At 68.2% G+C, this 21,114-nt stretch carries 21 protein-coding genes and 2 pseudogenes; 16 read left to right on the forward strand and 7 right to left on the reverse strand.

Features of this window, described 5'->3' with window-relative positions; genetic code table 11:
• The first annotated feature begins 62 nt into the window (after positions 1–62).
• The 5 genes from ACQCSY_RS16985 (at position 63) to ACQCSY_RS17005 (ending at position 5,636) form a co-directional block, all read left to right on the forward strand.
• A complete protein-coding gene (locus ACQCSY_RS16985) occupies positions 63–881 on the forward strand; it encodes an ABC transporter ATP-binding protein (RefSeq protein ID WP_427130596.1) in 819 nt (272 codons plus the stop codon).
• Positions 863–2,434 (forward strand): transporter, encoded by a 1,572-nt coding sequence (locus tag ACQCSY_RS16990; RefSeq protein ID WP_427130598.1) that lies wholly within the window; start codon positions 863–865, stop codon positions 2,432–2,434. Before ACQCSY_RS16985 ends, ACQCSY_RS16990 begins: the two co-directional genes overlap by 19 nt.
• A gap of 57 nt (positions 2,435–2,491) precedes the next feature.
• Entirely contained in the window at positions 2,492–3,274 is a 783-nt protein-coding gene (gene nagB, locus ACQCSY_RS16995) for a glucosamine-6-phosphate deaminase (RefSeq protein WP_427130600.1), read from the forward strand.
• Positions 3,275–3,322: 48 nt separating this feature from the next.
• Entirely contained in the window at positions 3,323–3,640 is a 318-nt protein-coding gene (locus tag ACQCSY_RS17000; RefSeq protein ID WP_427130602.1) for a DUF3039 domain-containing protein, read from the forward strand.
• A gap of 208 nt (positions 3,641–3,848) precedes the next feature.
• On the forward strand, positions 3,849–5,636 hold the full coding sequence (locus ACQCSY_RS17005) for a DEAD/DEAH box helicase (RefSeq protein WP_427130604.1): 1,788 nt from the start codon (positions 3,849–3,851) through the stop codon (positions 5,634–5,636).
• 36 nt (positions 5,637–5,672) lie between these two features.
• Here ACQCSY_RS17005 and ACQCSY_RS17010 read toward each other — a convergent pair whose 3' ends face one another.
• The 3 genes from ACQCSY_RS17010 to ACQCSY_RS17020 all read right to left on the reverse strand — a co-directional run bounded on the left by ACQCSY_RS17010 (position 5,673) and on the right by ACQCSY_RS17020 (position 8,102).
• On the reverse strand, positions 5,673–6,017 hold the full coding sequence (locus ACQCSY_RS17010) for a hypothetical protein (protein WP_427130606.1): 345 nt from the start codon (positions 6,015–6,017) through the stop codon (positions 5,673–5,675).
• Between the two features lie 87 nt (positions 6,018–6,104).
• Positions 6,105–6,773, reverse strand: coding sequence for an isochorismatase family protein (locus ACQCSY_RS17015; RefSeq protein ID WP_427130607.1), 669 nt, complete (start codon positions 6,771–6,773; stop codon positions 6,105–6,107).
• Positions 6,774–8,102: a nicotinate phosphoribosyltransferase gene (locus ACQCSY_RS17020; protein WP_427130609.1), complete on the reverse strand. Its 1,329-nt coding sequence runs from the start codon at positions 8,100–8,102 to the stop codon at positions 6,774–6,776.
• Between the two features lie 37 nt (positions 8,103–8,139).
• On the opposite strand from ACQCSY_RS17020, the gene clpS reads away from it, so the two are divergent.
• The 6 genes from clpS to rdgB all read left to right on the forward strand — a co-directional run bounded on the left by clpS (position 8,140) and on the right by rdgB (position 12,452).
• A complete protein-coding gene (clpS, locus tag ACQCSY_RS17025; RefSeq protein ID WP_427130611.1) occupies positions 8,140–8,508 on the forward strand; it encodes an ATP-dependent Clp protease adapter ClpS in 369 nt (122 codons plus the stop codon).
• Positions 8,501–9,067: a DUF2017 domain-containing protein gene (locus ACQCSY_RS17030; protein ID WP_427130612.1), complete on the forward strand. Its 567-nt coding sequence runs from the start codon at positions 8,501–8,503 to the stop codon at positions 9,065–9,067. Before clpS ends, ACQCSY_RS17030 begins: the two co-directional genes overlap by 8 nt.
• 149 nt (positions 9,068–9,216) lie before the next feature.
• On the forward strand, positions 9,217–10,212 hold the full coding sequence (murI, locus tag ACQCSY_RS17035; RefSeq protein WP_427135899.1) for a glutamate racemase: 996 nt from the start codon (positions 9,217–9,219) through the stop codon (positions 10,210–10,212).
• Positions 10,209–11,006, forward strand: a complete 798-nt coding sequence (locus ACQCSY_RS17040; protein ID WP_427130613.1) for an MBL fold metallo-hydrolase — start codon at positions 10,209–10,211, stop codon at positions 11,004–11,006. The genes murI and ACQCSY_RS17040 overlap by 4 nt, the downstream gene beginning before the upstream one ends.
• Positions 11,007–11,049: 43 nt before the next feature.
• Positions 11,050–11,808, forward strand: coding sequence for a ribonuclease PH (rph, locus tag ACQCSY_RS17045; RefSeq protein ID WP_427130615.1), 759 nt, complete (start codon positions 11,050–11,052; stop codon positions 11,806–11,808).
• A complete protein-coding gene (rdgB, locus tag ACQCSY_RS17050) occupies positions 11,805–12,452 on the forward strand; it encodes an RdgB/HAM1 family non-canonical purine NTP pyrophosphatase (RefSeq protein ID WP_427130617.1) in 648 nt (215 codons plus the stop codon). The genes rph and rdgB overlap by 4 nt, the downstream gene beginning before the upstream one ends.
• Before the next feature lie 9 nt (positions 12,453–12,461).
• On the opposite strand, the gene ACQCSY_RS17055 is transcribed toward rdgB, so the two are convergent.
• Positions 12,462–13,229 carry a VTT domain-containing protein gene (locus ACQCSY_RS17055; RefSeq protein ID WP_427130619.1) on the reverse strand — a complete coding sequence of 256 codons (768 nt, stop codon included), beginning with the start codon at positions 13,227–13,229 and terminating at the stop codon, positions 12,462–12,464.
• 113 nt (positions 13,230–13,342) lie between these two features.
• Here ACQCSY_RS17055 and ACQCSY_RS17060 point away from each other — a divergent pair, with 113 nt between their 5' ends.
• Positions 13,343–14,365, forward strand: coding sequence for an exonuclease domain-containing protein (locus tag ACQCSY_RS17060; protein WP_427130621.1), 1,023 nt, complete (start codon positions 13,343–13,345; stop codon positions 14,363–14,365).
• 68 nt (positions 14,366–14,433) lie between these two features.
• Positions 14,434–14,970 carry a DUF4395 domain-containing protein gene (locus ACQCSY_RS17065; RefSeq protein ID WP_427130622.1) on the forward strand — a complete coding sequence of 179 codons (537 nt, stop codon included), beginning with the start codon at positions 14,434–14,436 and terminating at the stop codon, positions 14,968–14,970.
• Positions 14,971–14,996: 26 nt separating this feature from the next.
• Here ACQCSY_RS17065 and ACQCSY_RS17070 read toward each other — a convergent pair whose 3' ends face one another.
• Complete coding sequence (locus tag ACQCSY_RS17070) at positions 14,997–16,190, reverse strand: ADP-ribosylglycohydrolase family protein (protein WP_427130624.1); 1,194 nt, start codon at positions 16,188–16,190, stop codon at positions 14,997–14,999.
• Positions 16,191–16,330: 140 nt separating this feature from the next.
• Here ACQCSY_RS17070 and ACQCSY_RS17075 point away from each other — a divergent pair.
• Positions 16,331–16,486: pseudogene (locus ACQCSY_RS17075) on the forward strand (DUF202 domain-containing protein); the annotation flags it as partial.
• Positions 16,487–16,832: 346 nt separating this feature from the next.
• Entirely contained in the window at positions 16,833–17,195 is a 363-nt protein-coding gene (locus tag ACQCSY_RS17080) for a hypothetical protein (protein ID WP_427136032.1), read from the forward strand.
• A 398-nt stretch (positions 17,196–17,593) separates the two neighbouring features.
• Here ACQCSY_RS17080 and ACQCSY_RS17085 read toward each other — a convergent pair.
• Positions 17,594–17,809 (reverse strand): annotated as a pseudogene (locus tag ACQCSY_RS17085) (transposase domain-containing protein); the annotation flags it as partial.
• Between the two features lie 160 nt (positions 17,810–17,969).
• Here ACQCSY_RS17085 and ACQCSY_RS17090 point away from each other — a divergent pair.
• On the forward strand, positions 17,970–19,367 hold the full coding sequence (locus tag ACQCSY_RS17090) for an IS1380 family transposase (RefSeq protein ID WP_427130625.1): 1,398 nt from the start codon (positions 17,970–17,972) through the stop codon (positions 19,365–19,367).
• Positions 19,368–19,722: 355 nt separating this feature from the next.
• Here ACQCSY_RS17090 and ACQCSY_RS17095 read toward each other — a convergent pair whose 3' ends face one another.
• Positions 19,723–20,934, reverse strand: coding sequence for an IS4 family transposase (locus ACQCSY_RS17095; protein WP_427130626.1), 1,212 nt, complete (start codon positions 20,932–20,934; stop codon positions 19,723–19,725).
• Positions 20,935–21,114 lie beyond the last annotated feature (180 nt).

The raw sequence follows: 21,114 nt of genomic DNA on the forward strand, positions 1-21,114 counted from the left end.
TCCTCCGGGGGTACGCCTTGCGGACGATCCTTTTCGCGTCTGTCGGCAGTTAGTCTAACGTCATGACTTTCCTGCCTCCGGATCCGCGCGCCCCCGAAGACCTGCCTGCGACCCCGCTCGCCGCCCCAATTCCGGCCCTGTCCCTGCGCGGTCTCGCCAAGCGGTTCGGTAACAAGATCGCCGTCGACGGCATCAGCCTGGATGTTCCGGCCGGCTCCTTCTACGGGATCGTCGGCCCCAACGGGGCAGGCAAGACCACCACCCTGTCCATGGCTACAGGACTGTTGCGTCCCGAGTTCGGCACGGCCCTGGTGCACGGAGTCGACGTCTGGCAGCACCCGCTCGAGGCCAAGAATCTGATGGGGATCCTGCCCGACGGCGTCCGGCTGTTCGACCGGCTGAGCGGCGAACAGCTGGTGAGCTACGCGGGCCTGCTGCGCGGCATGGACAAGGACGTCGTCGCGGCCCGGGTCAAGGAGCTGCTCGCAGCCCTGGACCTCAGCCAGGACGCCGGCACCCTTGTGGTGGACTATTCCGCCGGCATGACCAAGAAGATCGCCCTCGCCTCGGCGCTGATCCACGCCCCGCGGCTGCTGGTGCTCGACGAGCCGTTCGAATCGGTGGATCCGGTCTCCGCCGCGAACATCCGCGACATCCTTGACCGCTACGTGGCGACGGGCGGCACCGTCATTGTCTCGAGCCACGTCATGGACCTGGTCCAGCGCATGTGCGACCACGTCGCCGTCGTGGCCGCCGGCCGGCTGCTCGCCGCCGGCACGTTGGACGACGTGCGGGGCGGCGAGTCCCTCGAAGACCGCTTCGTCCAGCTAGTGGGCGGCCGCAGCCAAACGGAAGGGCTGGAATGGTTGCGCACCTTCTGAGGCTCAAGATCACCCTGCTGCGCAACAGCTTCCGGCGCAGCCCGTGGCAGCTCGCGGGCCTCGGGATCGGGATCCTGTATGCCCTCGGCCTTGTCGGGCTCTGCGTGGCCGGGCTGTTCTTCCTGCGCGGGGCAGACATTGCCCTGTCCCAGACAGTGGTGGTGCTGGGAGGCGCTGCGGCCCTCCTTGGCTGGGCCATTTTGCCGGTGGCTGCTTCCGCGGCCGATATGACGCTTGACCCGGCACGGTTCACCACCTTCGCCGTTCCCATGCCGCAACTGCTTGCCGGGCTCGCACTCGGGGGCCTGATCGGTATCCCGGGCGTTGCCACCTCCGTCGTGGCGCTCGCCACCGTGGGCACGTGGTCCCGGAGCGTCCCCGCAGCGGCCGGCGCTCTGGTGGGCGCGGTTCTGGGCGTGCTCAGCTGCGTGGTCCTGTCCAAGGTGGTGACCACCGCCACGGCCGGGCTCGCCGCGTCCCGACGTTTCAAGGATGTCAGCGCCATCGCTTTCCTGATTCCGCTGGTGCTGATGGGACCCATCGTGGCAAGTGTCGCCGAAGGGATTGCGCGCTCGGGCGACTTCCTGGCTGAGCTGGCCCGCACCCTGTCCTGGACGCCGGCCGGCGCGGCGTTCTCGCTCGGCGGCGATCTCGCCGCCGGCAGCTACGCGGCAGCGGCGGTTAAGCTCCTGATCGCGCTCGCCACCCTGGCCGGACTCGCGCTGTGCTGGAAGCTCCTGCTGCAGCGGGCACTCGTCACGCCGCCCTACGCCGGCACATCCAAGAAGCGGGCGGGAGGCCTGGGCCTGTTCGGGATATTCCCGGCGACGCCGGCCGGGGCGATCGCCGCCCGGTCGCTGAGCTACTGGCTGCGGGATCCCCGCTACGCCGGGGCGCTCGTCGTCGTCCCTCTGTTGCCGGTGCTCCTGATGTTCCAGTCCAGCCAGACGGGATTCCACGGACCCTTCCTGTTTGTCGGGCCGCTGACAGCTTTCCTCCTTGCCTGGTCCATTTCCTCGGATGTCTCCTACGACAGCACCGCCTTCGCGCTGCACCTGGCCACCGGCGTGCGCGGGGTCCACGACCGTCTGGGGCGGGCGGTGGCCTGCCTGGTCTTCGCTCTTCCGGTGGTGCTGGTGTTCAGCATCGGCCCGTTCTTCTTCACGGGGGACTGGAACCGGCTGCCGGGCATGCCCGGGCTGTCCCTGGGCGTCCTGTTCACCGGGCTGGGCCTGGCCTCGGTGCTCTCCGCCCGCTACACGGTCAGCGTCCCGCTGCCGGGCGACAGCCCCTTCAAGAAGCCGCCGGGAAACGTGGCGCAGACGATGGCGGTGCAGTTCGGCGGCATGGGCGCGCTCCTGCTGCTGGTGGCGCCCGTGGCCGCGCTCGTGGCCGCGCAGTTCATCACGGGCAGTGCGGTGCCCGGCTGGATCACCCTGTTCCTCGGACCGGTCCTGGGCGTCGCGCTGTTCGCAACCGGCGTCCGGCTGGGCGGGAAGTGGCTGGACAAGCGCGGACCGGAGCTGCTGGCACAGCTGGCCGTCAACCGCTAAGTGGTCCATGCTGGTCAGGAATCGTCCAGCAAGAATCGTCCAGCAGAGGCAGGGACCATGGAAGTAGTCATCCTTCCGGGCAGCAAACAGATCGCAGCCCTTGCGGCGGACGCGATCCAGGTCCTGCTCCAGCGCAAGCCCGACGCCGTCCTGGGGCTGGCGACAGGCTCCTCACCGCTGCCCATCTACAGCGAGCTGGCGTTGCGGCACGAGCGCGACGGCCTGGACTTCAGCCAGGCCCGCGCCTTCGCCCTCGACGAATACGTCGGCCTTCCGGCCGGCCACCCGGAGTCATACCGCGAAGTCATCACGCGCGAGTTCACCGGTCGGGTGAACATCAGCCCGGCCAACGTCCACGTGCCCGACGGCGCCGCCGCGGACATCCCGGCAGCCTGCCAGGCGTACGAGGATGCCATCCGCGCTGCCGGGGGAGTGGACCTGCAGCTCCTCGGGGTCGGCACGGACGGCCACATCGGCTTCAACGAGCCCGGCTCCTCGCTGGTCTCCCGGACGCGGATCAAGACCCTGATCGAGCAGACACGCCGGGACAACGCACGGTTTTTCGACAGCCTGGCAGAGGTGCCCCACCACGTCCTCACCCAGGGGCTGGGGACCATCCTCGACGCCCGGCATGTGATCCTCGTGGCCACCGGTGCGCAGAAGGCCCAGACGGTCCGCGACCTCGTGGAAGGGCCCGTCGCCGCCATCTGCGCGGCCTCCGTGCTGCAGCTACATCCGCACGCCACGATCATGGTGGACGAGGCGGCGGCGTCGTCGCTGCGGCTGGCCGACTACTACCGCCACAGCTACGACAACAAACCCCCATGGCAGGGCCTGTAGCTCGCCGCCGTCGTCATTCCGTCCGCTCCAACGGCTAAGATGGGTCTCATGACTAGCATGACCGATCCTCTCGAAAACGACCCGATGCGCGAGCTCTCGGGAGCCGGGACGTCTACGGCCACGATCGAGCGCGAGGAACTGCGCCAGGAAGTGGAACCCGGTGACCGGGAGCGCTTCTCGCACTACGTGCGCAAGGAAAAGATCATGGAATCCGCGCTGTCCGGCGAGCCCGTCATTGCGCTCTGCGGCAAAGTGTGGACTCCCGGCCGCGATCCGCAGAAGTTCCCCGTCTGCCCCGAATGCAAGGAAGTCTACGAAGGCCTCCGCCCCGGGAACGACGGCGGCAAGGGCTCCGGCGACAAATAGCGCCGACAAATAGCGGGTCCAGTAGCAGCCTTGTGCCGACCGCGCCAAGGTGCGGCTTCCGTGCTGCGGCTGTACTGCCGTGCGCCCGCGGCCTGTGGCTGTAGCGCGCGCCCCCGGCCCTCCGGTTCATCCGAAAGAGATTGGTGTTTTTGTGCTTAGTTGGGTTTCCCCGTCAGCCGCAGCCATGCGCGGAATGGAGGGCACCTAAGTGACAGAGACACTCTTTGGCGGACCCACGCTGCCTCCCGCGTATCCCGAACGGGCCGCCTGGGGCACCGCGCAGAAGCTCCGTGCCTGGCAGCAGGAAGCCCTGGACAGTTACTTCAGCACCCATCCCAAAGACTTCCTCGCGGTCGCGACTCCAGGCGCCGGTAAGACCACGTTCGCGCTGCGGGTGGCGTCCATGCTTATCGAATCTGGCGTGGTGAACCGCGTCACGATCGTGGCGCCGACGGACCACCTGAAACGGCAGTGGGCCGACGCCGCCGCCAAGGTGGGCATCGCCATCGATCCGAACTTCAAGAACGCCGACGGCCAGCACGGCCGCGGCTTCATCGGCGTCGCCGTCACCTATGCGCAGGTGGCCAGCAAGCCCATGCTGCACCGCGCCAAGACCGAGGCGGCCCGCACGCTCGTCATCCTCGACGAGATCCACCACGGCGGCGAGGCGCTCTCCTGGGGCGACGGGCTCCGCGAGGCCTTCGAACCTGCCGCCCGCCGGCTTTCCCTGACGGGTACGCCGTTCCGCTCCGACACCTCGCCGATTCCGTTCGTGGAATATGCCGAGGATCGTGACGGCATCCGGCGTTCCAAGGCCGACTACACTTACGGCTACGGCAAGGCGCTCCGGGACCACGTGGTCCGTCCGGTCATGTTCATGGCCTACTCCGGGCAGATGCGCTGGCGCACGAGCGCCGGGGAGGAAATGGCCGCGTCGCTCGGCGAATCGGCCGTCACGAAGGACGTCACCTCCCAGGCCTGGCGCACCGCGCTGAACCCGACCGGCGAATGGATCCCGGCCGTGCTGGCAGGGGCGGACAAGCGGCTCAGCGAGGTCCGCCGCAGCGTCCCCGACGCCGGCGGCCTGGTGATCGCCACCGATCATGACGACGCCAGGGCCTACGCCGGGCAGCTGAAGAAGATCACCGGCGAGTCGCCCACCGTGATTCTCTCGGATGATGCCAAGGCCTCAAGCAAGATCGAGGAATTCACCGCAAGCGAAAAGCGCTGGATGGTGGCCGTCCGGATGGTCTCCGAAGGCGTGGACGTCCCGCGGCTGTCCGTGGGCGTCTATGCCACCTCCACATCCACTCCGCTGTTCTTCGCCCAGGCGGTGGGACGCTTCGTCCGCGCCCGGAAGCGGGGCGAAACGGCGTCGGTCTTCCTGCCCTCCGTACCCCAGCTGATGGCGCTGGCCAACTCCATGGAGGCCGAGCGGGACCACGCACTGGACCGCCCGGAGAAGGAGGATGGCGACGGCCTCTTCAACCCGGAAGACTCGCTCATGGACGAGGCGAACCGCGAGGAGAAGGCCTCGGATTCGCTGACCAAGGGCAAGTTCGAGGCCTTGGACTCGCAGGCCTCCTTTGACCGGGTGCTGTTCGACGGCGGCGAGTTCGGCACGGGCGGGGAGGTGGGCTCGGAGGACGAACTCGATTTCCTCGGGATCCCCGGACTGCTCGACGCCGAACAGGTCGGCACGCTGCTGCGCCAGCGCCAGCACGAGCAGCTGAACCGCAAGAACAAGCGCGCCCCGCAGGCTGCCGCTGCCGCTGCCGCCGCCCCGGCCGTGCCGGACCACCGGATGCTCATGGACCTGCGCACGGAACTGGCCAAGAACGTGGCGGCCTGGTCCGCGCGCACGGGCACGCCGCACGGCGTCATCCACACCAAGCTCCGGACGGTCTGCGGCGGCCCCGCCGTGGCTCAGGCCGACGAGGAGCAGCTGCAGACCCGGCTGCGGAAGCTTCAGGATTGGTTCATCGGCAGGAAGTAGAGCCTTACGGCGGTCCAGGTAGCCGCAGTCCGGCCCTTACTGGCCGCCGCCGCAGATCGCGGTGTAGGTCTGGCCGGCCTCGGCGTACTTGGCCTTCAGATCCTGGAGCTTCCCCGAGTCCGGGTTTTCCCTGGCTGACTCGTCCAGGAAGTCGATGATGGCCTGCAGCGGACCCTTCAGGTCATCGGAGGACGTCGCTTTGATGGGCCTGATCTGATTGGCAAGCCGGGTCATGCCGGCCTTGTCCGAGCTGGCCGTCGGGGCCGAGACGACCGTCTTGACCCGGGCGCACGTTTCCGCGTTGCTCATCTGCGGGGCCGAGCAGCCGGCGGCGGAGAGCAGGGCCCCGGCAGCGATCAGGACGGTGAGGATTTTCTTCATGGTGTGTACTCCGGGTTTTACGGGTCAGACGATAATGGCAGGGATTTCGAGTCTACTGGGAGGACAGGGTTTTCCCGCAGGTGCCGCTCAGGTGATGTCGACTCCGCCGAGCTCCATCTCCGCGACGGCGTCGTCGAGGTCTTCGGCGATCCCCACGGTCAGTCCGCGCAGCACTGTCACGGAATAGCCGGCCTGGACGGCGTCCAGCGCCGTCGCCTTCACGCAGTGGTCGGTGGCGATCCCCACCACCACTACGTCCTCCACGTCATGGCTCTGCAGCCAGTCGTCAAGTCCGATCGCATCCTCGCCGGCGGCGAAGGAACCGTCGGCGAAGGCCTCGGCGTCGCCGGCCACGGCCGTACCGCCCAGGGGCATCGCGCCCGGCTTCCGGTCCCCGCTGGGGACGGCGTCGTCCGGCGCCAGGACACCCTCGAACCCCGAGTAGGCCGCGGTGAACTGGCCCTTGCGGAAGTAGGCCTGGATGTATTCCGGGTCGAGGTCCGGATGCAGCTCGGCGCCGCGTGTTCCGGCCACGCAGTGCCGCGGCCAGCTGTCCACCAAGTCCGGTTCCTCGGAGAAGTGCGCCCCCGGCTCGATATGCCAGTCCTGGGTGGCGATGATGTGGTCGAACTGGCCGTGGTGGGCGTCGACGTACTCGCTGATCTCGCCGGCGAGTCCAGCCCCGCCGGCAACGGGCAGCGACCCTCCTTCGCAGAAATCGTTCTGCACGTCAACAATGATCAGGGCGCGGGACATTCAGTCCTCCTGGTAGATAGTGGGGATCGCCGGTTCGCCGCGCTGCAGCCGGTTGACCACCGAGGGAAGTTCCCTCATGGTCTCCGCGTGGCGCCGGCGGGCGCGCAGGACGCCTTCCGGGCCGGTCCAGCCCGGCAGGAGCTCGCCGTTCTTGATGAAGTGCTGCAGCAGCGGCCGGTCGTTGCCGTCGTCCTCGGGGCGGTGGCCGATCCCCACGATCTCTTGGGTGGCGGTGCCGCGTTCGTTGAGTTTGCGCAGCGCGTACTTGCGGCCACCCTTGCTGGTCTTGTTCTTGGCGGTCTTGGCCACCGGGATGAACTCTCCGGCGTCATCGGTGCGGCTGACCAGCTTGTAGACCATGCTGGCCGTCGGGGCGCCAGAGCCGGTGACGAGGGAGGTGCCGACGCCGTAGGAGTCCACCGGGGCGGACTGCAGCGCCGCGATCGCGAACTCGTCGAGGTCGGAGGTCACCACGATCTTGGTGTGATGGTTGCCGAGCTCGTCGAGCAGTTGGCGGACCCACTGCGCCTGCGCCACGAGGTCGCCGGAATCCAGCCGGACAGCGCCGAGCCTGTCCCCGGCGAGCCCGATGGCGGTCCGGACGGCCGCCTCGACGTCGTACGTATCCACCAGGAGCGTGGTTCCCGGGCCGAAGGCGGCAACCTGGGCCTCAAAGGCCTCGCGTTCGGTGTCGTGGAGCAGGGTGAAGGAGTGGGCGGCGGTGCCGACAGTCTTGAGCCCGTACCGCAGGCCGGCCTCAAGGTTGGAGGTGCTGTCGAAGCCGGCAATGACCGCGGCGCGGGCCGCTGCGGACGCTGACTCCTCGTGCGTCCGGCGCGATCCCATCTCAATGCAGGGGCGGCTGCCGGCCGCCGTGATCATCCGGGAGGCGGCCGAGGCGATCGCGCTGTCGTGGTTGAGGACGGACAGGAGGTAGGTCTCCAGGATGCAGGCCTCGGCGAAGGTGGACTCGACGATCAGGATGGGGGAGTTGGGGAAGTAGGCCTCGCCCTCCGGGTAGCCCCAGACATCGCCGGAGAAGCTATAGCCGGCCAGGTAGTCCAGCGTCTCCTCGTTGACCACGCCGGTGCGGCGCAGATACTCGAGCTCGGCGTCGCCGAAGCGGAAGTCCGCGATGCCCTCCAGCAGGCGGCCGGTGCCGGCCACGATCCCGTAACGGCGGCCGTCCGGCAGGCGCCGGGCGAAGGCCTCGAACACCGACTTCCGGTGGGCCGCGCCGGAATGCAGGGCACCCTGCAGCATGGTCAGCTCGTAGTGGTCGGTGTACAGGGACGTGCGGGGTCGGTCCCAGCCGGCTGAGGTACTCACAAATTCACTCTAGTGCGCATCCCCATAGAATGGACAGATGACCCTCAGCGTTGCGCTCGGCCCCGACACGCGGGAGAGCACCCAGACCGGAACACGGACGTCGACTGACGTTTTGACCGCCCCGGACATCCCTTGGAACCTCGTGATCTGGAACGATCCCGTGAATCTGATGAGCTATGTGAGCTACGTGTTCCGCAGCTATTTCGGGTATTCGGAGGCCAAGGCCAACAAGCTCATGCTGGAGGTCCACAAGAAGGGCCGGTCCATCGTGGCGCACGGCAGCAAGGAACAGGTGGAGCAGCACGCCGTCGCCATGCACGGCTACGGCCTCTGGGCCACCGTGGAAAAGGCGACCGGCGGGGGCGACGGCACAGGATCAGGCAAGGGCAAAGGAAAACGTGGCTAAGGCATTCAAGTACGGGCTCAAAGGCATCGCCGGCTACCTGGAGCCGGCCGAGCGGGAACTGCTTCGCAGCCTCTTCGCTGACGTCATTTCCATGCTGGAGCCGGCAGAACGCGCCAACGAGGATCCGCTAGCCGCGCTGGTGGGGCTCGACGCCGAAGCCCGCGAGCCCTCGGACCGTGCCCTGCGGCGGCTGCTGCCGAACGTGATGAAGAACGACGACGACGCCTCCCTCGAGTTCCGCCGGCTCACCGAGCGCTCGCTGCGGGAGGGCAAGATCGGCGCCCTGAAGGCGGCGGCGCTGGGGCTGGACAAGGACGAGCTGGTGCTCACCCCGGCCGACGCCCGGCACTGGTCCACGGCCCTCAACGATGTCCGGCTGGTGCTCGCCGAACGCCTCGACATCCGGGACGAAGCGGACGCGGAGCATGTCCACCTGATGCAGGACTGGTCCCAGGCCGAGGACGTGGAAAGCTACCTGGCCCTCGTCTACAACTTCACCACGTGGCTGCAGGAGTCCCTGGTCCAGGCCATGCTGCAGTCGCTCGAGCCGCACCGCTGAGCCCCCGCTGGACGCTGACTTACCATCCGCTGAACGCCCGCGCCCGCGGTGCCGGTGTGACAAATTAGACACGAGTCGCACGCCACAATGTGATGGCCGCACCCGGGGCTAAGCCCTATCCTCGAATAATCATGACTTCAGCATCGAGCATGGATCCGGCAGCGGAAGCTGCTGCGGACTCCCCAGAGAGCAGCACCGCAACCGGCCCATTGGGACTCCAGATGGGATCGCGGCCCATCGGTGTCTTCGATTCAGGCGTCGGCGGACTCACGGTGGCGCGGTCCATCATCGACCAGCTGCCCAACGAATCAATCCTCTACGTCGGCGACACCGCGCACGGCCCCTACGGCCCGCTGCCCATAGCCGAAGTCCGCGCCAACGCACTGGGCGTCATGGATGAACTGGTGGATTCCGGCGTGAAGCTGCTGACCATCGCCTGCAACTCCGCCTCCGCCGCCGTGCTGCGCGACGCCCGCGAACGGTACACGGCGCGCTACGGGATCCCCGTGATCGAAGTGATCCAGCCGGCCGTCCGGCGCGCCGTCGCAGCCACCCGCACCGGCCGTGTCGGCGTCATCGGGACCTCCGCCACGGTCGGTTCCCGCGCCTACGAGGACACCTTCGCGGCGGCCCCGGACCTGGAGATCACCTCCGTGGCCTGCCCGGCATTCGTCTCCTATGTGGAGGCAGGGATCACCACCGGCCCCGAACTGCTGGCCGTCGCCCGCGAATACCTGGCACCGCTCAAGGCCGCCGGCGTGGATACCGTGGTGCTGGGCTGCACCCACTACCCGCTGCTCACCGGAGTGATCTCTTTCGTCTTGGGGGAGGACGTCACCTTGGTCTCCAGCGCCGAGGAAACGGCCAAGGATGTCTACCGCGCCCTGGCCTCCCGCGGGCTGGAGCGGATGGACGCCGCCCTGCCCGAGCACAATTTCATTGCCACCGGGGACGCCGGCCAGTTCGAGGCCCTCGCACGCCGCTTCCTCGGCCCCGAAGTCCTCAGCGTGCGCCACGTGGACCACGTGGCGGCGCAGTACCCCACCGGCAGCCTGGCCCGGATCACGCCCGAGATGATCGCCGCCGCCCAGGCCGGCGCGGGCCGTCCGCGGATCTCCAACTTCGTTGGGGGTCCCGGCCTGTGAAGCTGACCATTGTTGGCTGTACCGGATCCTTTCCGGGACCGGGCTCGCCGGCGTCGTGCTACCTGCTGACCGCCAGCGACGGCGAGCGGAACTGGAAGATCGTGCTGGACCTCGGCAGCGGCGCCCTCGGCGCCATCCAGCGGTACACGGACCTGGAAGACATCGACGCGATCTTCCTGACCCACCTGCACCCGGACCATTGCATGGACCTGTGCGGACTCCATGTCGCGGTGCGCTGGAAGCCGGGCGGCTGGGGCCGCGGCCGGATCCCCGTCTGGGGACCCGCCGCAACGGCCGACCGGATGGCCACGGCCTATGGCCTGGACCTGGACCCGGGCATGCATGAGGAATTCGACTTCAGCAACTGGGCCGAGCGCAAGCCCGTGACCATGGGCCCGTTCACGGTGACGCCGTACGCGGTGAACCATCCGGTGGAGGAGTCGTACGCGCTCCGTGTGGAGGTCACCGAACCGGCGAAGGAGGGCACGCCCGTGACCCGCGTTCTGAGCTATTCGGGGGATACGGACTCCTGCAGCGGCCTCGAGGACGCTGCCCGTGATGCTGACCTGTTCCTTTGCGAGGCGGCCTTCGAGGAAGGACGCGACGACGGCATCAAGGACGTCCACCTGACCGGCAAACGGGCAGGGGAGGCCGCCGTGGCGGCCGGCGCGCGGCGGCTGCTGCTGACGCATATCCCGGTGTGGACATCCCCCACAACGGTCATGGCCGAGGCCAAGCAGGTTTTCGGCCGGGACGTCGCGGTGGCAGTGGCGGGCGTGCACTACACCGTCTGAGGGACCCGTCTGGGGGCGTGCCGTATGTCGATAAGCTAAAGGCATGACTTCCGAAGCCCTTACTGTCCCCGTCATCCGCGCCGACGGCCGCACTCCCGATCAGCTCCGTCCGATCAGCATCACCCGCGGCTGGTCCAAGCAGGCCGAAGGATCGGCCCTGATCGAGTTCGGCAACACCCGGGTCCTGTGCACGGCGTCCCTGACCGAGGGCGTGCCGCGCTGGCTCAAGGGCGAGGGCCGCGGCTGGGTCACGGCCGAATACGCCATGCTGCCCCGCGCCACCAACACCCGTTCCGACCGCGAGTCCGTGAAGGGCAAGATCGGCGGCCGCACCCACGAGATCTCCCGGCTGATCGGCCGCTCGCTGCGCTCCATCATCGATACCAAGGCCCTGGGCGAGATCACGATCGTGCTGGACTGCGATGTCCTGCAGGCCGACGGCGGCACCCGCACCGCGGCCATCACCGGTGCCTACGTGGCGCTGGCCGACGCCATCCGCTTCGCCCGCGAGAAGAAGATGATAGCCCGCAACGCCCAGCCCCTGATCGACACCATCGCCGCCGTGTCCGTGGGCATCATCGACGGCGTCCCGATGCTGGACCTGCCGTACGTCGAGGACGTCCGCGCCGAGACGGACATGAACGTCGTGGTGACCGGATCGGGCAAGTTCGTCGAGGTCCAGGGCACCGCCGAGGGCGCCCCCTTCGACCGCGACGAGCTGAACAAGCTGTTGGACCTTGCCCTGCTGGGCACGGAGCAGCTCGCCGCGATCCAGCGCGAAACCCTCGCGGAAGCCCCGTGACGGAACTGCCTGCACCGGTGCTGGTCCTCGCCACGCACAACAAGGGCAAACTCCGGGAACTCCGCGAACTCCTGCGGGGGCAGGTGCCCGGGCTCGACGTCGACACCCAGGTGGTCGATGCCGGCGCCGTCGGCGCACCGGACGTCGCCGAGACCGGCGTGACCTTCGCGGAGAACTCGCTGCTGAAGGCGCGGGCGGTCGCGGACGCTACCGGGCTGGTGGCGATCGCCGATGACTCCGGGCTCTCCGTGGATGTGCTGGGAGGCGCGCCGGGGATCTTTTCGGCGCGCTGGGCCGGGCGGCACGGCGACGACGCCGCGAACCTGCGGCTGCTGCTGGCCCAGTTGGCCGATGTGCCGGACGAGTACCGGGGTGCCGCGTTCGTCTGCGCCGCGGCGCTGGCCGTGCCTGGTACTTCCCCGCAGGGGGGCCGGGAGGTCGTGGAGTACGGGCAGCTGGAAGGGACGCTACTGCGCGAGCCGCGCGGCGAGGGCGGATTCGGCTACGATCCGGTGCTCCAGCCGAGCGGCCTGGACCGCAGCTGTGCCGAGCTGAGCTCCGACGAGAAGAACGCCATCAGCCACCGCGGCCAGGCCTTCCGGGCGTTGCTACCGGCGATCGTGGAGGCGCTGGCGGGGAAGTAGGCGCCTTCGCTAGGGCTTCTTGCGCTCTTGCTGGGGCTCGTGCTCTTCGATGAACTCGTCCACCGGGTCCGTGACTAACCGCGCGGACTGGCGCCGGGCGATGAAACCGCGGAGGACCTCGATGGCGATCGGGATGACGGAGACCAGGACGATGGCGATGAAGATGATGTCCAGGTTGTCGCGGACCCACGGCACCTTGTCGCCCAGCAGGTAGCCCAGCAGCGTGACGCCGCCGCCCCAGAGGACTGCGCCGATGACGTTGTAGAGGAAGAACTTGCGCTTGCTCATCTCGGCGACGCCGACGATGACGGGAACGAAGGTGCGGATGATCGGGACGAAGCGGGCCAGGATCAGGGCCTTGCCGCCGTGCTTTTCAAAGAACGCGTGGGCCTTTTCCACGTTGTCCCGTTTGAACAGCTTGGAATCCGGTTTGTTGAACAGGGCGTGGCCTGCTTTGGACCCGATCAGGTAGCCGGCCTGGTTGCCGAGGATCGCGGAGACTATGATCAGCGCCGCGAAGGCCCAGATGTTGAACTTGATGGTGTTCGTGGCGACGAGGAGGCCGGCCGTGAACAGCATGGAATCGCCGGGCAGGAAGAAGCCGATCAGCAGGCCGGTTTCCGCGAAGATGATGCCGCAGACCAGGAGCACAACCCACGGTGCGAGAGCCGGATCGGCCAGGAAGACCTGGGGGTTCAGCCAGTCGGGCAGGAGGGAGGACAGGAGCGGCTGCACCGGGCCGGCGCCTCCGAGTGCGGACACGGCAAACTCGCTCATCGCTGTAAGGATCACCTGTTAAGGGTACTTGACGGCCGCCGTCGGCAGGTCTGCGGTAGCGACAGGCGGCCGGTGGTGCGGGCGGTCCCGCAATCCGGCGGTAAAGTTGGGGCGTGGGTTTGGACTTTACGGCGATTGACTTTGAGACCGCGAACGGCTTCCGCGGTTCACCGTGCGCTGTTGGCCTGAGCAAGGTCCGCGGCGGCGTCGTGGTCGAGGAAGCCTCCTGGCTGATGCGGCCGCCGGAAAACCACGACACTTTTGACCACCACAACGTCCGGATCCATGGCATCCGGCCGGACCAGGTGGCGGGCCTGCCCCGCTTCGGCGAACTGTTCCCGGAGATCGGGGCCTTCATCGGCGGGGACGTGCTGGCCGCCCACAATGCCGCCTTCGACCTCGGCGTGATCCGCTCGGGCCTGGAGGTATCAGGCCTGGCCGGCCCTGCCTATGACTACGTCTGCACGGTGATGCTGTCCCGCCGCTGCTACTCGCTTGTATCCAACTCGCTGCCGTACGCGGCGGAGGAAGCCGGCGTCCCGCTGGTCAACCACCATGACGCCGCCGAGGACGCGCGCGCCTGCGCCGGCATCCTGATTGATATTGCCGCCCGCAACGGCGCGGGCAGCATCGCGGAACTCTATCTGTCCCTGGGCCTGGCGGTGTCCCACCAGCCAGCCTTCGACCCGCGTCGCGACCCGCTGTCCAAGGCCACGCAATCGGCCGTCGCTGCGCTCGCCGGGGGAACGGGCGTTGCTGCCCCGGTCCGCAAGTTCCAGGCCGGCTGGCCGGAAGAGGGCGCCAACCCGGCACCCAACGCCGCCGCCAGGCCGGACCACCCCCTTTATGGCCAGACCGTGGTGTTCACGGGCGAGCTGGTGATTCCCCGGCCTGAAGCGAAGATCCGTTCCGCCGAGCTCGGTGCCAGGCCCGAAAGCCGGGTCACGGCCCGGACCACCGTCCTGGTGGTGGGCGACGGCTTCGTGGCGGCGGAGCTGCGCTCCGGCCGGCTGACCGGCAAGGCCCGGCGGGTCCTGGAGCTGCACGAGCGCGGGCGGCGGATTGAAGTCCTGTCCGAAGGCGAATTCCTGCAGATGCTCGGAGGCCATGTGGCCCCCGCCGCTGCCTCCGCCTGAAACGGGGCCAGGGGTCACACGACGCAACAAACATTCCACGGTGGCGCGCCTGCTCCTAGCCTTGTCGGATGAGCAAACTGGTGGATGCACAGACACCCGCACCGCCCTCGCAGGGCGGAATCGCGTGGCGGAAGGTCTTCGCGTTCCCGAACCCGGTGAACGAGTACTCCGCACGCATCACAGCCGCACTGGTGGTGGTGCTGTCGGCAGCGACCCTGCTGACCGGCTTCGGCTGGGGACTGGCCGTCATCGCGGCGGGGTTCTGGTTGCGCGTGCTGTTCGGCCCGCGGATCTCGCCCCTCGCACAGCTCTCCGTCAAGGTCCTGACGCCCTGGCTGGGTCGTAACCGGCTCGTGCCGGGGCCGCCCAAGCGCTTTGCGCAGGGCATCGGCGCCGCCATGTCCACGGCGGCCGCGGTCCTGCTCGCCGCCGGCGTCGCACCGGCCGCCTGGATCCTGCTTGCGGTGCTGATTATCGCCGCCTCGCTCGAGGCGTTCGCCGGCTTCTGCCTCGGCTGCACCATCTTCGGGTTCCTGCAGCGCCGCGGGCTCATCCCGGAAGACGTCTGCGAGGCCTGTAACAACATCTCGCTCAGGCGCGGGTAGGTTCGATCAGGCGCCGGTAGGTTCGCTCAGGCGCCGGTAACGGCCGCCAGTTGCGAAGCCATGCCCCGGATGACCTCGGGGGCTTCGAGCGCCTCGAGCCACCTGGCCGGCAGGCATTCCTCGCCGTAGAACGCCCCCAGGATGTTCCCCGCAATCGACGCCGTGGAGTCGCTGTCCCCGCTGTGGTTTACCGCTACGGCGATCGCCGCCCGGAAGTGGGCCTGCGGATCCCCGGCGGCTGCCGCCGTCGTCTCCGGGACGGTTGCGTCCGGGACGGTGGCGAGCACAGCATAGAGCGCGACGGCGAGGGCCTCCTCGGCCACCCACCCCTCGCCGAGCTCCCGGACCAGGTCCTCCGGGCTGAGGAGCGCCCCGGCGCCCGGCCGGGCGGGCTGTGCCGTTCCGGCCCGCACTGCATCGGCCGGGCCGGTGAGGCGCAATGCCGCATCCAGGCGTTCGACGAGTGCCGGATCGGGGTCCTCGCCTTTGCGAAGCTTCCCCGCACGCAGATGCCCCAGCGCGTATTCGGCGGCTTCGCGCAGGCCATGGCCGGTGGTCAGGGCATGGATGACCAGGCTGAAGACTCCCGCGCTCTGCCGCGCCGAGGGATGCCCGTGGGTCAATGAGGCGGCATCGGAACTCAGTTTGTAGACGGATTCCGGCGGGATGTGCGGGATCAGGCCGAACGGCGCCGAACGCATCACCGTGCCGCAGCCTTTCGAATCCGGGTTGACCGGCCGGTACACCGTGCCCATCTCGCCGGTGGCGAGGCCGCTCAGGCAGGCGTTTCCCGGAGCGCGGCGGTTCTTGAGGACCTCCTGGGCATCGATCCAGCGGGGCGGCTGGACCGGGGCCGACGGCGGGACCGCGACCCCCTGGGTGCCCAGCCAGCGCAGGTACGCCAGCCACAGGCAGGCGTTCGTGTCCGCTCCCACCCCCGAATTCGCCCATTCCAGGGCTTCCAAGAGGCCGTCCACGGTGTAGAGCGTCATCTGGGTGTCATCGGAGAAGTGGCTGCCGGCGTCGAGCGCTGAAAAATCCTGCAGTCCCGCGGGACCGAACCGGGCGCGGATCGCGGAAATATCGTCGAACTCGACGGCGTACCCCAGCGAATCGCCCAGCGCGCCGCCGAGCAGGCAGCCGTGGATGCGGGACTCGTGGGACGGGGCGGCCGACGGGGAGGGGGCTGGCGCAGGGGTGGTGCCGGGCTCGGTGCTCATGAGGTCAAATTTACCCCGGCAGACCGGGCGCGCGGGACCGGGCAGGCGGAGGCCGACCCTGTGTCCCGGTAGGGTGCTGTCGGCGCCCCGTGCGACCAGAGGCCGCCAGCCGAGCAGAGGAAACGAATGCGCGAACCGGCGTGGCGGAAGACCGGAAGCACCCCCGTCTACAGGTTCTTCCAGGCCAGGAACGGACGTTCCTGGCCTGGATCAAGACATCGCTGGCCCTGATCGCCGGGGCTTTGGCGATTGACCAGCTGGCCCCGGAGATCGCCCCCGGTCCGGTCCGGATTGTGTTGTTCGTCATCCTGGCGGTCCTGGGCGCAGGCCTGGCCGCCCTGTCCTACCGGCGCTGGGGGGCAGATGGAAGCGGCCATGCGGGACAACCGGGAGCTGCCGTTTTCCGGCGTGATACTCGTGATGACCAACGGCGTCGCGGCCGCGGCGTTCACATTTGCGGTCCTGATCCTGATGGCGCAGTGACCGCAGGGCCGCTCCGGGCCGCAAGCCGAGCGGACGTCGCCACCGTTGTCCTGTGTCTCTGCGTGCTGGCCCGCGGCAGGGAACTTCGATGTTCCTCAGAGGCACCGCCGGCGAGGCTCCGGGCGCACGGAGCGGCGGCACCGGGCGTTGCCGGTGCGGGTGACGGCGTATTTCTCGATCGGGATGGTGTTGTACGCCGAGGCAGGTGCCACGGTGACAGCGGTGCTGACGCGGGACGGCGACGGCACCGCCGTGGACGTGACCACCGACATGAACGTCACCGGCAAACCGGCCCAGTTCGGCCGGGGTGTCATCCAGGACATCTCGGACAAATTGCTGGCCCAATTTATCCAGTGCGTGGTCGGGAAAGTGGGCGGCGGGGAGGCCGGGCAGACCGCGGAACCGGCAGCCGGGACGACCACGGGACCTTCGGCGACAGCACAGGACACCGTGGAAACGGCCGGGCCCGCCTCCGCGGGCCCGCCTCCGCGGGCCCGCGGGCCGCGGCCGCGTCACCGGTAACCCGGCCTTCGGCGGGAGAGTCTCCGTTCAAACCCCAGTCCGTGCCGGCGGCCGAATTGGACCTTGGCTCGACCATGTGGCCGATACTGGTGCGCCGTTTCGGTCCTGTGGCGCTCGGTGTCGTCGCTGTGCTGGCGCTCGTGGTCTGGCTGGCTCGCCGACGCCGTTAGGCTAGCGATTCGCCTTTTGCCCACGTGCTTTCCGACATCGTCGCAGCAGCCGACGACGGTCAAGAACTTGTCCCCGGCCCAAATAGGCAGGACAGATTGACAGCAGGCCACGGTCACTCACGTTTGACTGACTTTTCCAACCAAATGCAATAACCAGCGATGACATACCACCGAATCGAGAATCTCCGTTCAGGCCCGGAAACTCTGCCTGGAAGTTCGCCGACTCGACGGCAGCGCGAACGACTCCGCCCACCCCGAGGACCACGACAGCCCGTCCGTGAGCGCGAACACGTCCAACGCCCGGTGCCGCCGCTCCGTGCGCCCGGCCGCCCCGACCGCCTCGTCCACCACATCGGCAGGAAACACCCGCGTCAGCAGGCCCACGGACACCAGATCGGACAACCGGCGGCCGGACACGGGCTTCTTCCATCGAGAACGAGGCATACCGCAGCAAACCGTTAACTGAACCGTATTGCCGCTAAGCCTGAATCCACCGGTTGGGTTTGGGCCGGTCCGGCGTTTTAAACCGGAAATGCCCTTCTGATCAGGGAAAATAGGACTTGTCTAGAGTTCCGTTTTCGCCTTGCAGAGGAGCATTCCGTAGATGCAACTTTTCCATACCCAGTCGGCTATTTCCAGCGCTTTTGATGATCCGAATCTCGTGTCGGCCGCGGGGCTGGTCCCGGTCATGGGTCTGGCCGGGAAAACCGGGCTCGGGGAACTGGTCGATGAGCATCTGAAACTGCCGGACTATTTCGGTGCCAACGCGGGGTTGAAGATCACGGCCCTGGTCGCCGGGATGGTTGCCGGCGCCGATTCCATCGATGACATGGGACTGCTGCGCCACGGTGGGATGGGGAAACTGTTCAAGGGCACCTACGCGCCTTCGACGCTGGGATCGTTTCTGCGGACGTTCACTTTCGGCCATGTCCGCCAGCTCGACGCGGTCGCCTCCCGCTGGCTGCCCGCATTGGCCAGGGCCGCCCCGGTCACGGCCGGGATCGACGCTCTGGCACTGGTCGATATCGACGACACGGTCAAGGCGACCTACGGCTATCAGAAACAGGGCACCGGTTACGGGTACAACGGCGTCAAGGGCCTGAACGCGCTGATCGGGACCGTCACCACCAACGAGGCCGCACCGGTCATCACCGGGGCGCGGCTGCGCAAAGGCGCCACCAGTTCGGCGCGCGGGGCCGGCAAATTCGTGGCCGACACCCTCGCCAACGTGAATCGGCTGCGCCCGTCGGACGCGGACGGCATGGTGCTGCTGCGCGCGGACAGCGCGTTCTACAACCACGCGGTCGTCACCGCCGCGGCACGGGCCGGCGCGAAAGTCTCGATCACGGCCCGGATGGACCCGCACGTGAAGAAAGCCATCGCGAAGATCCCGGACTCCGCGTGGGAGAAGATCAAATACACCAATGCGATCTTCGACGAGGAATCCAACACCTGGATCTCCGATGCCGAGGTCGCCGAAATCGGGTTCACCGCGTTCATTTCCAAGAAAAAGGAAGACCGCGTTACCGGCAGGCTGGTGGTCCGCAGGGTTCCGGAACTGAACCCCAAGGCCGTCACGGGTCAGGAAACCCTGTTCGACACCCACCGGTTTCACGCGTTCTTCACCACCGTCGCCGCAGACGTCCTGGACACCGTCAAGGCGGATAAGACCCACCGCGCCCACGCGGTGATCGAGCAGGTCCATTCCGATCTGCGCGCCGGTCCGCTGGCCCACCTACCCTCAGGAAAGTTCAACGCCAACGCCGCCTGGCTCGCCGCCGCGGCCATGGCGTTCAACCTCACCCGCGCCGCGGGCACCCTCGCCGGAGGGCATTTCGCCAAAGCCACCACCGTGACGATCCGGACCAAAATCATCAACGTCGCCGCCCGGACCGCATCTTCGGCCCGGCGTATCAGACTGCATCTGCCCGAAAACTGGCCGTGGCAGGACGGTTGGGAAAAGCTCTTCGACACGATCTTCCCGCCGCCCAAACCGGCCTGAACCCTGTCAATCCAGCCGATACGGCGCAACCGAAAGAAACAGTGGAACACCACCGGACAGCGAGGTCCTGCCATCCACCCTGCCCCCGGCCCGAAAACAAGACTGAATCAGAATCCGGCCATCAGCGACAGCCGACCGGTGGATTCAGGCTAAGCCCAATACCGTTCAGTTAAGAGTCTGGATCCGGATGTGTGGGCTGTGCTCCGGTTGCGGCCATTCGCTGTGACGGGCGCGTTTGGCTGCCCATTTGAGGATTTTGCGTTTGACGACGCGGGGGTTGGAGCGTTTCCGGCGGGCCGGGTTCAGGCGCCGGAGGAGTTGGCGGACGGCATGCTGCCAGGCCGCGGCGGCGGTGTCAGGGTGCCGAGGGGGAAAAGGCGCCCTGCGCTGTGGAGCGGCGGGCGATGCGCAGGGCGGCGGTGAAGGAGATGCGGTCGGGGTCGTGCCCGCCGCGGGCGGCGGTGTCTGCCATGAGCGTGCGGACGGCGTAGTGGCAGCACAGGTGCCCCCAGATTTCCTGGTTGACCAGGTCCGGGGATTTGGAGCGCAGCACGGCCCGCGGTCCGCGCTGGTGGGTCTTGAGCTCGTCGAAAACGCTCTCGATCTCCCAGCGCTGGGCGTAGGCGGCCGCGAGATCTGCCGCGCCCGCTTCGGCCGGGTCCAGGATCGTGGTCAGCAGCCGGTATTCCTCGGGGTTTTCCCGCCCGTCCTCGATCGTGTAGTCGATCACGCGCACGGTCAGCGGCTCGGTCTTCGCCCGGTCCGTGCCGGAGGTCGGTCTGATCGTGGCCAGCCAGGACCCGTCGGGCAGGGTTTCCAGATACCGGGGGCGCAGGTTCGTCTTCACGCGCCAGAGCAGGTCCGCGCCCGTGCCGGCGGCCTGGCCCCAGAGCCGGAAGCCGTAGAAGCCGCGGTCGGCCAGGACCAGCATGCCCGGTTTCAGCCGCCCCGCGAGTTCCCGGGCCAGCTCGATCTCGGAGACAGCGCAGGGCCCGGTTTCGGCATCGATGACCGCGTGGGTGCCGCACTCGGCCAGTGCCACCAGCCGGGCCTGGGGGAAAGCGGACTGCTCGCCCCGGCTCGAGGCCGGACGGCTGAAGTGCTCCGCGTTCGCCGGCGTGTCGGGCACGTCCAGGCAGGTCCCGTCGATCGCGACCAGCCGCCGCCCTGCCAGCCAGGACCCCGGCGTGCCCGGCCCGGCCAAGGGACGCGCCACCCGGAAGAACAGCCCCCGCACCGGTTCCGCCCCGAGACGTGAGCGTGCCTGGAAGATCGCCGACTTCGACGGCGGCACGAACGACTCCGCCCATCCCGAGGACCACGACAGCCCGTCCGTGAGCTGCGCGAACACGTCCTCGTACGACCCCTCGGCGTATAACGCCATCCCGATCGAGAAATACGCCGTCACCCGCGCCGGCAACGCCCGGTGCCGCCGCTCCGTGCGCCCGGCCGCCGCGACCACCTCGTCCACCACATCGGCAGGAAACACCCGCGTCAACAGGCCCACCGACACCAGATCAGACAACCGGCGGCCGGACACGGGCTTTTTCCATCCAGAACGAGGCATACCCCGAGAATACCGCAGAAACCCTTAACTGAACGGTATTGAGGCTAAGCCCAAACCCAGCCAACGTCCAGACTCCGCTGGCAGACTGCTCGCGGACCGTATTTCCGGGCGGCGGCACGCCGTCAGTCCGGACCATGAGCCGGCTGCCGGCCCTCAGCGAAGCGGCCGCAGCCCCCAAGC

Origin of the sequence: Pseudarthrobacter sp. S9 (assembly GCF_050156545.1) — a bacterium.
Lineage (GTDB): Bacteria > Actinomycetota > Actinomycetes > Actinomycetales > Micrococcaceae > Arthrobacter.

Bases quoted from the DNA above. Each gene is read 5' to 3' on its own strand.
- ACQCSY_RS17055 (WP_427130619.1), bottom strand. From the start codon at position 13,229: ATGAGCGAGTTTGCCGTGTCCGCACTCGGAGGCGCCGGCCCGGTGCAG.
- rph (WP_427130615.1), top strand. From the start codon at position 11,050: ATGACTTCCGAAGCCCTTACTGTCCCCGTCATCCGCGCCGACGGCCGC.
- murI (WP_427135899.1), top strand. From the start codon at position 9,217: ATGGATCCGGCAGCGGAAGCTGCTGCGGACTCCCCAGAGAGCAGCACC.
- ACQCSY_RS16990 (WP_427130598.1), top strand. From the start codon at position 863: ATGGTTGCGCACCTTCTGAGGCTCAAGATCACCCTGCTGCGCAACAGC.
- ACQCSY_RS17065 (WP_427130622.1), top strand. From the start codon at position 14,434: ATGAGCAAACTGGTGGATGCACAGACACCCGCACCGCCCTCGCAGGGC.
- ACQCSY_RS17015 (WP_427130607.1), bottom strand. From the start codon at position 6,773: ATGTCCCGCGCCCTGATCATTGTTGACGTGCAGAACGATTTCTGCGAA.
- nagB (WP_427130600.1), top strand. From the start codon at position 2,492: ATGGAAGTAGTCATCCTTCCGGGCAGCAAACAGATCGCAGCCCTTGCG.
- clpS (WP_427130611.1), top strand. From the start codon at position 8,140: ATGACCCTCAGCGTTGCGCTCGGCCCCGACACGCGGGAGAGCACCCAG.
- ACQCSY_RS17095 (WP_427130626.1), bottom strand. From the start codon at position 20,934: ATGCCTCGTTCTGGATGGAAAAAGCCCGTGTCCGGCCGCCGGTTGTCT.
- ACQCSY_RS17090 (WP_427130625.1), top strand. From the start codon at position 17,970: ATGCAACTTTTCCATACCCAGTCGGCTATTTCCAGCGCTTTTGATGAT.
- ACQCSY_RS17010 (WP_427130606.1), bottom strand. From the start codon at position 6,017: ATGAAGAAAATCCTCACCGTCCTGATCGCTGCCGGGGCCCTGCTCTCC.
- ACQCSY_RS17000 (WP_427130602.1), top strand. From the start codon at position 3,323: ATGACTAGCATGACCGATCCTCTCGAAAACGACCCGATGCGCGAGCTC.
- ACQCSY_RS16985 (WP_427130596.1), top strand. From the start codon at position 63: ATGACTTTCCTGCCTCCGGATCCGCGCGCCCCCGAAGACCTGCCTGCG.
- ACQCSY_RS17070 (WP_427130624.1), bottom strand. From the start codon at position 16,190: ATGAGCACCGAGCCCGGCACCACCCCTGCGCCAGCCCCCTCCCCGTCG.